8 protein-coding genes are annotated in these 11526 nt (G+C 60.9%); 3 read left to right on the top strand and 5 right to left on the bottom strand.

Annotated elements, in window-relative coordinates; translation table 11 throughout:
• Positions 1–5: 5 nt before the first annotated feature.
• The 3 genes from HBN63_RS09360 to HBN63_RS09350 all read left to right on the top strand — a co-directional run bounded on the left by HBN63_RS09360 (position 6) and on the right by HBN63_RS09350 (position 5309).
• Positions 6–632 (top strand): response regulator transcription factor, encoded by a 627-nt coding sequence (locus HBN63_RS09360; protein ID WP_170049228.1) that lies wholly within the window; start codon positions 6–8, stop codon positions 630–632.
• A 101-nt stretch (positions 633–733) separates the two neighbouring features.
• The gene (locus HBN63_RS09355; RefSeq protein WP_170049206.1) at positions 734–3382 is read left to right on the top strand and encodes an EAL domain-containing protein; all 2649 of its coding nucleotides are present in this window, start codon (positions 734–736) and stop codon (positions 3380–3382) included.
• Positions 3383–3497: 115 nt separating this feature from the next.
• Complete coding sequence (locus tag HBN63_RS09350; protein WP_170049205.1) at positions 3498–5309, top strand: FAD/NAD(P)-binding protein; 1812 nt, start codon at positions 3498–3500, stop codon at positions 5307–5309.
• 56 nt (positions 5310–5365) lie between these two features.
• Here the strand turns inward: HBN63_RS09350 and HBN63_RS09345 are convergent, their stop codons facing one another.
• The 5 genes from HBN63_RS09345 to HBN63_RS09325 all read right to left on the bottom strand — a co-directional run bounded on the left by HBN63_RS09345 (position 5366) and on the right by HBN63_RS09325 (position 11460).
• Positions 5366–7924, bottom strand: a complete 2559-nt coding sequence (locus tag HBN63_RS09345) for an EAL domain-containing protein (RefSeq protein ID WP_262498924.1) — start codon at positions 7922–7924, stop codon at positions 5366–5368.
• 116 nt (positions 7925–8040) lie between these two features.
• Complete coding sequence (locus HBN63_RS09340; RefSeq protein ID WP_170049204.1) at positions 8041–8652, bottom strand: class I SAM-dependent methyltransferase; 612 nt, start codon at positions 8650–8652, stop codon at positions 8041–8043.
• Positions 8653–8670: 18 nt separating this feature from the next.
• Positions 8671–9009 (bottom strand): DUF5629 family protein, encoded by a 339-nt coding sequence (locus tag HBN63_RS09335; protein ID WP_160089216.1) that lies wholly within the window; start codon positions 9007–9009, stop codon positions 8671–8673.
• A gap of 20 nt (positions 9010–9029) precedes the next feature.
• Positions 9030–9671: an oxidoreductase gene (locus tag HBN63_RS09330; protein WP_170049203.1), complete on the bottom strand. Its 642-nt coding sequence runs from the start codon at positions 9669–9671 to the stop codon at positions 9030–9032.
• Between the two features lie 61 nt (positions 9672–9732).
• A complete protein-coding gene (locus tag HBN63_RS09325) occupies positions 9733–11460 on the bottom strand; it encodes a C13 family peptidase (protein ID WP_170049202.1) in 1728 nt (575 codons plus the stop codon).
• Between the last annotated feature and the right edge of the window lie 66 nt (positions 11461–11526).

Genomic DNA, 11526 nt, shown 5'->3' with positions numbered 1-11526 from the left:
TGCAAATGCAACAACGGGTTTATGTGGTCGATGACGATCAAGGCATGCTCGACTCCACCGTCTGGCTGCTGGAGTCCGTGGGCCTGACGGCACTGCCGTTCACCAGTGGCCGGGCCTTTCTCGATGCCTGCGATGAGCACAGCCAGGGCTGTGTGCTGCTGGATGTGCGCATGCCCGGCATGGGCGGTTTGAACGTGCAGGAAGCCCTGCGCAGCCGCGGTATCCAGATGCCGATCATTTTTGTCAGCGGGCATGCCGATGTGCCGATTGTGGTGCGCGCGTTCCGCGCCGGTGCCGTGGACTTTATTGAGAAGCCCTACAACGAACAGTTGTTGCTCGACAGCGTGCAGCAAGCCCTCAATCAGGAAGCTTCCAGCACGCAGACCGACCCGCGTTTGCAGGCCCTGCAGCAACGCCTGGACAGCCTCACCCCGCGTGAGCGGGATGTGTTGCTGCCGTTGGTGCGCGGCTTCACTAACCGCGAAATCGCCGAGCAACTGGACATCAGCGTGAAAACCATCGACCTCTACCGCTCGCGGGTGATGAAGCGCATGCAAGCCGACAACCTGCCCGAGCTGGTTGGCATGGCCATCGCCGCCGGTATGGTGGACGCCCTGCAGTTGCGGCCCTAGGCTGTACTAAAGTCCCAAGTGCGGCGGCGTGGTGCGGCCGTACGATCAACGGGTCACTGTGACGTCAGGCACCTGGCGTTCGCTGCACGGGCGGGGGCTGCATGGTTCTGGAACTGCTGAAAAACGTCATCCTGCTGATTGCCCTGTGCTGGGTTCATGGCCTGATTACCCGCTATGTGGATGAACGCTCGCCCTTGGGCAAAGGCTTGTCCGGTGTTTTGTTTGGCGGCATTTGTATCCTCGGTATGATGGTGCCGATGACCTTGGCCGACGGGCTGATTTTCGATGGCCGCACGGCGGTGTTGAGCATGGCTGCCTTTTTTGGTGGCCCGCAGGTGGGGCTGATTGCCGGTGCCATTGCCGGCGCTTACCGCGCCTGGCTCGGCGGTGTCGGCATGTTGCCCGGGTTGCTGAATGTGCTGATGCCCGTGCTGATGGGCTTGCTCTACAGGCGCCTGTACCGGCGCGGGCGGGTGGCCTTCAACCTGCCGAGCCTGCTGCTGTTTGCCATCGCCGTGCAAGTGTTGCAGGTGCTCAATCTCACCCTCTTGCCTGCGCCAAAGTTTGCTCTGTTTATGCAGGATGCGGTCTGGGTGCTGTTTCTCCTGCTGGTGCCGCTCACCCTGTTCCTCGGTCTGTTGCTCAAGGACGCCCACGTGCAACGGCGTGACCGTCTGGCCTTGTTGCAGAGCGAAGCGCAGTTGCGCGCGATCACCGAAGCGGTCCCTGACCTGTCGCTGGTGATGGACGAAGACGGCCGCTACCTGAAGATCAAGTCACCCCAGACGGACCTGCTGCTGGATGGCGGTCAGGGGCTGCTCGGCAAGCGTCTGCTGGATGTGATGCCGGTGCAGCAGGCCGAGTTGTTCATGGATTTCATCGCCCGAACCTTGGCCAGCGAGCAGCCGCAGACGCTGGAGTACGAGCTGAAAACTCCGATAGGGCAGCGCATGTTCGAGGCCCGCGCACGGCGCATGGATGCCCGCTTCAATGGCAAGCGTGCCGTGGTGTTTATGGCGCGCGACATTACCGAACGTGCGGAGGTGGAACGCGAACAGCGCATCGCCGCCATCGCCTTCGAGACGCAGCAGGGCATGATAGTCACCGATGCGCAGACGCGTATTCTCAAGGTTAACCGCGCCTTTACCACGATCAGTGGTTATGAGCCGCAGGACGTGATTGGTCAATCCACCCGCATGCTGGGCTCCGGCCGCCAGCCGCCTGAGTTTTACCAGCAGATGTGGCGGATAATTAATGAAGAGGGCCAGTGGCAGGGGGAAATCTGGAACCGCCGCAAAAGCGGAGAAATTTTCCCTGAGTGGCTGTCGATCAGCGCTGTGCGCGACAAGGCCGGGCGGGTGACCAACTACGTGGCCTCACTGACCGATATCAGCGAACGCAAGGACGCCGAAGAGAAAATTCAGCACCTGGCGTTTTATGACCCGTTGACCGGCCTGCCCAACCGCCGCTTGCTACGCGACCGTCTGCAACAGGCCGCTGCCTTGAGCCGGCGCAACGGCCATTTCTGCGCCCTGATCTTCCTTGACCTGGACGACTTTAAAAACGTCAATGACCTGTATGGGCATCAGGCCGGTGATGAGCTGCTGTGCCAGGTGGCGCAGCGTTTGAAAAGTACCCTGCGCGAGTTGGACACCGTGGCCCGTTTGGGCGGTGACGAGTTTGTGATCATGCTTGAAGGGTTGGAGCCTCAGCCTGAGGAAGCTGCCGCTCAGGTGGAGCATATCGGCAGTAAGCTCATGCTCGCGCTGCGCGAGCCGTATCGGGTGAGTGAGCATCAATTGTTCAACAGTGCCAGCCTGGGTGTGGTGTTGTTCAACGATGAAGCGCATAACGTGGACGAGTTGATGCAGCGCGCTGACCTGTCGATGTACAACGCCAAGTCGGCGGGTAAAAACGCCCTGAGTTTTTATGACCCGTTGATGCAGGAAATGGTCAGTCAGCGTTTGCAGTTGGAACATGACATGCGCCGAGGCTTGTCCGAAGGTGAATTTGTGCTCTATCTGCAGCCACAAATGAACCACCTCGGTGAGTTGCAAGGCGCGGAAGCGCTGGTGCGTTGGCTGCATCCGCAGCGAGGTTTGCTGGCCCCGGCCCTGTTTATCGAGATTGCCGAGCGCAGCGGGCTGATCGCCGAGCTTGATCTGTACATCCTCAAGCAAGGCTGCCAGTTACTGGCGCGCTGGGCTGCGCAGCCTGCGTTTGCCAGGCTCAGCCTGGCGGTGAACACCAGCAGCCGTTTGCTCTACAAGGACGATTTTATTGCCCAAGTGCGGCGCATTCTGGCCGAGACCCAGGCCAACCCCCGCCAGTTAAAACTGGAAATCACGGAATCACTGCTGCTCAGCGATAAACACGAGGCCGCCCTGCGTATGCAGGCCTTGCAGAGCCTCGGCATTCGTTTCTCGATTGATGATTTTGGTACCGGCTACTCCTCCATGGCCTACCTGCAACAACTGCCCCTCAATCAGCTGAAAATTGATCAATCGTTTGTCCGTGTACTGCCTGAGATCAGCAGCCTGGCGATCGTGCGGGCCATCATGGCGTTGGCGCACAGCCTGGGGCTGGAAGTCATCGCCGAAGGCGTGGAAACCCAGGCGCAGTGGGATGTACTGCGCGACAACGGTTGCCAGTTCTTTCAGGGCTATCTGTTTAGCCAGCCGATGGCAGTGGCGGCTTTTGAATCAAAGCAATGGCATGAACAGCCCTTAAACGCCGGGCGAGTGGGCTGAAATGTCGGGCGGAAACGGCTCAGTCGAGTCATGCCTAGCCTGCTGATGGCTCGGCATTGCAGTGGATAAGGGGCAATGTTCAGGGGCGTGTACGGGGCTTTTTTGTGAGACGGAGATGAGCATTAAACGACGTGACTTTCTCAACGGGGCGGCGCTGACGATTGCCGCCGGTCTGGTGCCGTGGCGCTTTCTGCGCGCCGAGTCGCGCGTGTATCCGCCGGCGTTGACGGGCTTGCGCGGCAGCCATGTGGGCAGTTTTGAGGTGGCGCATCAGCTGGGCTGGGAGCGCAAGGTGTTCGCCACCGATCACCTGCCCCAGCACGAAGACTATGACCTGGTGGTGGTGGGTGCTGGCATCAGTGGCTTGGCGGCCGCCTGGTTTTATCGTGAACGTCAACCGCAGGCGCGCATTCTGCTGCTGGATAATCATGACGACTTCGGTGGCCATGCCAAACGCAACGAGTTTCGTGTGGGCGGTCGTTTACTGCTGGGCTATGGCGGCAGCGAATCGCTGGACTCGCCCAAGGCCAATTTCAGCGCCGAGGTGCAGCGCTTGTTGGCGGCGCTGGGGATCAAGCTGGAGCGCTTTCATCAGGCCTTTCAGCATCGCCTGTATAACGAGTTGGACAGTGCGGTGTTCTTCGATCAGCAGACCTTTGGCGAAGACCGGTTGGTCGTCGGCGAGCCGGATGCAGACAGTGATGAAGAACCCGACTGGGCCGGTTTCATTGGCCAGTTCCCGCTGCCTGAAAGCGACCGCGCCGCCCTGCTGGCGCTGTATGCGGGTGAACAGAATTACCTGCAGGCGCTGCCGCTCGATGAGCGTGAGGCCTACCTCGACAGTTTGAGTTACCACGCTTATCTCAAGTGCCATGTCGGCCTTTCGGACAAGGCTATCGCTTACTTTCAGCAGCGTTCCAGCGACGAATACGGCTACCGCATCGACTTTCTACCGGCCAGTTACGCGCGTTATGCCGGCTATCCGGGCTTTGCCGGCCTGGGCCTGGAGGAGGATGATAGCGAAGAAGAGCCGTACATCTACCACTTCCCCGATGGCAATGCCGGTGTCGCCCGGCTGTTGGTGCGTGACCTGATCCCGGCGGTGGCCGCCGGGCAGGGTATGGGCGATGTGGTGCTGGCCGCCTTCGATTACAGCCGTTTGGACCGCCCCGAGCACAGTGTGCGCCTGCGCCTGTCGAGCACCGTCGTCAGTGTGCGCAACCGTGAGGGCGGCGTGGATGTCGGCTACAGTCAGGCGGGACAGCTTTACCGGGTGCGCGCCCGGCATTCGGTGCTGGCTTGCTACAACATGCTCATTCCTTACATTCTGCGCGACCTGCCGGCCCGTCAGGCGCAGGCGTTGGCGCAGAACGTCAAATTGCCCATGGTCTACGCCAACGTGGTGATTCGTAATTGGCAGAGTTGGGTCGAGTTGGGTATGCAGGAGGTGTACGCGCCGGGCATGCCCTTCAGCCTGATGAAGCTGGATTACCCGGTGGGTCTGGGCGGGTATCAGGCGCCGAATGATCCCGCGCAGCCCATTTGCCTGCATCTGGTGCATGTGCCGCATGCGGCTGGCGTTGGCCCGGACCTGCGCACGCAGGCGCGAGCCGCGCGCATGCAGATCTACACCCGCACCTTTGCCCACTACGAAGCGCAAATCCGTGATCAGTTGCAGCGCGTGCTCGGTGGCGGTGGTTTTGATCATCAGCGCGACGTGCTGGCCATCACGGTCAACCGCTGGCCGCATGGCTATTCCTACTACAGCAATCCCCTGTTCGATGGCCCGGACGGTGGCGCGGCGGTGATGCAGCGGGCGCGTCAGCCTTTGGGCGCGGTGACCATCGCCAATTCCGATGCTGGTTGGGACGCTTACCTGCATGCGGCCGTGGATCAGGCCTGGCGTGCGGTCAATGAGCTTACCTAGTCCGTCTTTGGGTGCAAGCTAGCTTTAATTAGTGGTCAATCGTGACTGAAATAGTCTTAGGCACGTGAAAACGCACTAGCCGGCCCCGGTTTGGCGAACAGGTAGCCTTGAAAGCGCTTGCAGCCCATGCCTTGCAGGGCCTCGTACTGCGCCTGAGTTTCTACGCCTTCGGCGGTTACGCTGAGATTGAGGTTGGCTCCCAGCGCCAGGATGGTGCGCACGATGGCGGCATCGCTGGGGTGTTCGAGCAGGTCGCGGACGAAGGATTGGTCGATCTTCAGCTTATCCAGCGGCAGGCGTTTGAGGTAGTTGAGTGAGGAGTAGCCGGTGCCAAAATCATCCAGCGCCAGGTGCACGCCACGTGCTTTTAGCTGACTCATCTTGTCGATCAGCGTTTCCACATCTTCCACCAGTTGGCTTTCGGTCAGTTCCAGCTCCAGACGTTCAGGCTTGGCGCCGCTTTCCGCGAGAGCAGCAAGCACGTCTTCAATAAAATCGGGGTGGTGGAACTGCCTGGCGCTGACGTTGACCGCCAGTGTCAGGTGCGCCAGCTGTGGATCATGGGCCCATACCACCAGTTGTTGGCACGCCGCACGCAAGATCAGGCGACCCAGCGGCAGAATAAGCCCTGTGCTTTCTGCCAGGGGAATGAAGTCGCCCGGCGGCACCAGCCCACGTAGCGGATGCTGCCAGCGAACCAGGGCCTCGGCGCCAACCAGTTGCCCGTGAGCATCCACCTGAGGTTGGTAGTGCAGGATAAAGTCGTGCTGGTCGAGGCTATGGCGCAGGTCGCTTTCCAGGCTGGCGCGGGCGCTGACTTCGGCCTGCATCGCCGGGTCGAAAAAGCGCAACGCGTTGCGGCCGGCAGCTTTTGCCTGGTACATGGCCATATCGGCACGCTTGAGTACCTCGTCGACCGTACTGTCCTCCATGGGGAACAGGGCGATGCCGATGCTGGCCGTGCTGATATAGCTGCGGCCTTGCAGGGTGTAGGGCACGGCGAGCGCCTTAATGATCTTGTTGCCGACGTGTTCAACCTGTTGGCCGGCCTGTTCAGGCTTCAGGCTCAGGCCTTCGAGCATCAACACAAACTCATCGCCGCCGAGACGAGCCAGGGTGTCCTGGGCGCGCACATGGCTGCTCAGGCGTTCGGCGACCTGCTGCAGCAACTGGTCGCCCATGTCGTGGCCAAGGGTGTCGTTGAGGTCTTTGAAATTGTCCAGGTCGATAAACAGCAGTGCGCCCTGTTGCAGGCCGCGGGCATGCTTGGCCAGGGCCTGTTGCAGGCGGTCGAGCAGTAGACGGCGGTTGGGCAGGCCGGTGAGTGGGTCGTAGAAGGCCAGCTGGTTGATTTTTTCGAGGTTCTTCTTGTGTTCTGTGATGTCAGTGGAGATGCCGCATAGCGCGTAAATCTTGCCGTGATCGTCACGCAGCGGCAGCTTGACTGAGAGAAAGGCGTGCTGCGTGTTGCCGTCCAGGCTGCGATTGATTTCCTCGGTCTGCACCCGTTCGCCGAGTGTGAGTACGCGACTGTCGTTGTCATACAGGTTGGTTGCAGTGTCGATGTCGAAGAACTGTTCATCGGTTTTGCCAATCACCTGCTCAAGGTTCTGGCCGAACAGCTCGCAGACCTTGCGGTTGGCATATTGATAACGCAGCTGCACATCCTTGATGTAGATGTACGCCTCGACGCTGTCTAGGATGGTGTTCAGGCGTGCTTCGCCGGCCTGCAGGTGGCGGGTTTTCTCATGCACCTGACGGCGTAACAGCCATGCGCCGCCCAAGGCAGCAATCAGCAGCAGTACCAGGGTCGTCAGTCCCCACCAAACAACCGTGGGGATTAGTAGGCGTGGCCGCTCACCGCCCCAGCGCAGCAGGGTTTGGTAGTACACAGAGGACGGCGAGTTCTGCCAGTTCGCCAGGTGCTGATCGATGGCGGCCAGTAAATCGGCGTTTTGTCCTTTGCGGGTTGCGTAGAACAGCTGCGCAGGCTGAAACATGATTGAGGAGCTTTGCAGCCGGTAGCTCGGCGCATGGAAATCACCAAAGCGCTGGTTGGCGACTACGGCGTCGGCATGCTCGTCCGCTACCAGGGCAAACCCTTGCTGCAGACTGGGTACGCCGATCAATTGCGCTTTCAAGTCGAAGCTGTCCAGCAGCCCACGCAGGTAGTCCTCCTGCACCGAGCCTTGCAGGACGGCAATGCGCAGGTCTTTGAGGTCGAGTACTGATTTCAGCTGCAGGTTCTCGTTGCTGTACACCTGCGACCAGCTGACCAGCGAAGGCACTGTGTGAAAGTCGAGTACCTGCGCGCGGCTGTCGTTATAGGCCACGTCCGGCATCAGGTCGATCTCGCCGCTCTGCGCCAGCTCCAGGCATTGCTGCCACTCGCAGGGCCTTGGTTGCAGTTGCCACTTTTCCTGGCGGGCGATCTCGTTCAGCAGCTCGCCGAGAATGCCGGAGAGTTTACCCTCTTGATCCAGGAGGATTTTCGGCTCGTTGGCGTAGACCCCCACGCTGACCGCACGAGACTGCGCGCCGCTATAAGGCGTGACCGTGAAACCCACGATGAAGAGCAGCAGGGCGATGAGATGGCGAGTGAGCAGGCGCATCATGCGTGGGGCTACTTCTATGCAAAGTCCGTAGCCTAACGATAGCCAGAATATGGCCTGGGGTGTGGCGTGATGATGGCGACGAGCGATTTGCCGCGTGATGGGTCGTCAGGCGTGGCTCAGTAGGCCCAGCCTTGGTAGATATAGGTCATGGGTTTTGGCCCTTTGAGGTAGCGATTGCTCAGCTCGCCCATCTGAAATCCGCCGGCTGTGATCAACGCCGGGATATCGCGATTGAGGTGGCAGCCACCGGCTAACGGCTTCCAAATCGGGGTCAGGCGGTTCTGCCAGCGCAGCACGGGCAGCTCGGGAGCCAGGCCGTGTTCGCAGAACAACAGGCGACCGCCAGGTTTGAGCACGCGGCGCATTTCTTGCAGTGCGGCTACAGCATCAGGAATGGTGCACAGGGTGAAGGTGCAGACAATGCTGTCGAAGCTGGCGTCATCAGCCTGGATCTGCCCCAGTTCGAGGGCAATCATCTCCACTGGAATGCTGATCGCGGCGGCCCGTTGCCTGGCCAGTTTCTGCATATCGGCGCTGGGGTCGACGCCAATGATCACACTGACCTTTGCTGCATCGTAGAAGGCCAGATTAAGGCCGCTGCCGATGCCGATTTCCAGCACCCGGCCATGGGCCTGGGGCACCAGTTGCGAGCGGGCTTTCATCACCGCGCCCATGCCGCAGGCGAAGTCGATCAGGTGTGGCAGCAGGTAACGGTCATACAGGCCCACGGATTGCCCTCGGCAGGGTTATTCGGCGTCGTCTGGCAGATCACTGTTGTCGCCGCTGACAGCGGCAAAACACTTGATCAGGTGCACGCCGGCCGTGCCGCTGATGCGCCAGGCGTCGGCCTCACCATCAAAACGTGCGGCGATTACCTGGGCCAGGTTGAAATGCCATTTGCGCAGGGCTCGACCGTCCATGCATTCGATGCTCAGCAGCGGCGCATCGTCAGTGGGCGTGGTGCCGGCATGATGTTGAGCCAGTTGATCGTCGTTGAGGCTGAACTGCCAGGCATGCAGCTCGTCGATTTCCAGCATATCGGCGCCGCTCAGGGCGCTGATCAGGTCGTGCGGGGTGGTGCTCATAGGTCGATGGCTTCTTGTCGTTAGCGGCCGAGACGGCGCAGTTGGTCTGATTCGATCACGCGAGTGCCGGCATCCTCTTCCAGCGCCAAGCGCCACAGCGCGCGGGCCAGTACGGTGGCTTCAATACCACGGTACTTGCCCGGTAGCCAGCGCATAAAGGGCGCGGCCAGTCGCTCGCCAAGGCGAAACTCTTGGCGGGCGCCCAGCAGTAACGACGGGCGGACGATGGTTAACTGCGGCCAGCCTTGCGCGCGCAGGGCTTGCTCCATTTGGCCTTTGACCTTGTTGTAGAACACGGTGGAGTTGGCATCTGCACCGAGGGCGCTGATCACCAGCAAGTGACGTGCGCCGAGGGCGCGTGCGCGTTCGGCGAAGGCGAGCACCAGGTCATGGTCGACCGCACGAAAAGCCTCTTGCGAGCCGGCCTGTTTAATCGTGGTGCCCAGGCAGCAGAAGGCGGTATCGACCTTGCCGTTCAGCTCCGGCAGCAAGGTCAGCAGTTCGCCTTGCGGGTTTTCCAGGTGCGCATGGGCCGCCAACGGGCGGCGGCTGGGGGCCAGTACGCGGGCGACGGTGGGCTCGTTCAGCAGGCGATCCAGCAGGTGTTCGCCGGTCAGTCCGGTGGCACCTGCGAGGAGGATGTGCTGGGGTGTTAAATACATAGTGTGAGGTTCTCCGCTGATATCAATCAGCTTATCAGGCCGTTGGTGGCGCGCATGGCTGTTAGCGGTTGACCGCAGATTGCGCCTCAAGTGCATTGTTCAGGGCGCGCTCGGCCTGTTGTTCGCGCAGCGTACGCCATTGTGCGAGCACCGCTTTGGCAGGCCAGATCTGCGGCTCGGAGGGCTCAAAGCCATCAGCCTTTTCGCGTTCAGCGACGCTGGCCTGGGCCAGTTTGAAGGCGCGCTGCAGGTCATCGGTCTGCTGCAGGGCCTCGGCAAACAGGGCGCGGCCGAAGTAGGTGAAATCGTTTTCCTCCGAGCAACCGAAGGACACCCGGTCGGCCCGGGCTGCGGTTATCACCAGGCTCTTGTCATCCTGCAACTTTGGGATAAAACCACCGGAGTAGCAGGCCGAGATCACCAGCACCTTGTGCCGATCCTTAAGCGGTTCGAGCAGGGCTGCCAGCTCACTGGCCGGCAGGTCATCAAGCTGCATGCGTGGCTGGTCGAGGTTCAGCTCGTGTTGCGCCGAGCCGTGACTGGTCAGGTAAATAAAGATCAGGTCTTCCTTGCCGCTGCGCTCGGCCAGGGCTTGAATGCTGCGGCTCAAGCTGGCGCTAGTGGCCAGGGGGCGATCGGTCAGGTGATCACGGTGGTTGACCAAGGTGATCAGGCCGTGGGCGGCGAAGCGTTCCTGCAGCAGGTTGCCGACATAATCGGCTTCGCGCATGAATACACTTTGCTTGCCGTCACCCGCCAGGGTCAGGGCATACAGCTCGATAGCCGGTGTTGAGGCAGGCAGCTTGGCGATGGCGGCATCAAGCAGGCGGCCTTGCTCCAGCACGCCGGTGGCCAGGGCGTCCGGTATGGCCTTGCCCTGGGCATCACGAATCAGTCGGCCGTTCTGCCAGGTGCCGCTTTGCTGGGTACCATCGGCCAGGGTCAGGCTGCCATTGCCCTGGTAGCTGCCGTAGGCGAAGTTGCCTTGATAGGCACTGCCGTCGGCCAGGTTTAGGTGACCTTCACCGTGGTAGCTCCAATCGTCGAACTGGCCTGCGTAATGGCTGCCGTCGCTGCCCTTGAATTCGCCTTTGCCGGTGAGGCTGCCGTTCACAAAGCGGCCACTCCAGACGTCGCCAGCGGCGCTTTGGTAGCGCCCCTTGCCGTGGAACTGGTTATGACGGAACTGGCCGCTGTACAGGTCGCCATCCGCATTCTTGAAGCTGCCCTGGCCGTTAAGTTGGCTGTTATCGAAGGTGCCGGTGTACGCATTGCCTTCGGCGTCGGTGAGCACACCCTGGCCGTCGGGTTCGCCTTGTTTGAACTGGCCCTGGAAGCTGGCACCGTTACTCCATTGCAGTTTGCCCAGCCCGCTGTATTGACCCTTACTGAACTCCCCGCGGTATTCCAATTGGCTGCTTTCCAGGTGGCCTTCGCCGCTGGGCCTGCCGTTGATAAAACCGCCCTCGTAACGGCTGCCATCGCTGTAGGTGAGGCTGCCTTGGCCGTGGAAGTCTCCGTTCTGAAACTCGCCACTGTAGAACTCGCCGTGCTTGCTGCGCCATTCGCCCGGGCCGTTGAACTGACCGTCCTTGAACAGCCCGTCGTAGTAACTGCCATCGCTATAATCCAGGCGGCCAGGACCTTGCAACAGGCCGTCGACAACCTCACCGCGGTAGCGGCCACCATCAGGCAGCACGGCATTGGGGGGCAGTAAGGGTTCGCCATCACCGCAAGCGGCCAACAACAGGGCGAGACTCAGAGGGGCCAGACGGGCGAGCGTGCGCATGCAGAAAATCCAGGCTGGAAGGTCGATGCCGAGTATGCCTTAACACGCCCGGAGTGCCGTGATTGA

Origin of the sequence: Pseudomonas sp. WS 5011 (assembly GCF_012985775.1) — a bacterium.
Classification (GTDB): domain Bacteria; phylum Pseudomonadota; class Gammaproteobacteria; order Pseudomonadales; family Pseudomonadaceae; genus Aquipseudomonas; species Aquipseudomonas peli.
Note: the sequence above shows the minus strand (reverse complement) of the source record. Positions and strands in the feature narration are given on the sequence as shown.

Excerpts from the sequence above, each read along its gene's own strand:
- HBN63_RS09360 (WP_170049228.1), top strand. The coding sequence starts at position 6 with ATGCAACAACGGGTTTATGTGGTCGATGACGATCAAGGCATGCTCGAC.
- HBN63_RS09355 (WP_170049206.1), top strand. The coding sequence starts at position 734 with ATGGTTCTGGAACTGCTGAAAAACGTCATCCTGCTGATTGCCCTGTGC.
- HBN63_RS09350 (WP_170049205.1), top strand. The coding sequence starts at position 3,498 with ATGAGCATTAAACGACGTGACTTTCTCAACGGGGCGGCGCTGACGATT.
- HBN63_RS09345 (WP_262498924.1), bottom strand. The coding sequence starts at position 7,924 with ATGATGCGCCTGCTCACTCGCCATCTCATCGCCCTGCTGCTCTTCATC.
- HBN63_RS09335 (WP_160089216.1), bottom strand. The coding sequence starts at position 9,009 with ATGAGCACCACCCCGCACGACCTGATCAGCGCCCTGAGCGGCGCCGAT.
- HBN63_RS09330 (WP_170049203.1), bottom strand. The coding sequence starts at position 9,671 with ATGTATTTAACACCCCAGCACATCCTCCTCGCAGGTGCCACCGGACTG.
- HBN63_RS09325 (WP_170049202.1), bottom strand. The coding sequence starts at position 11,460 with ATGCGCACGCTCGCCCGTCTGGCCCCTCTGAGTCTCGCCCTGTTGTTG.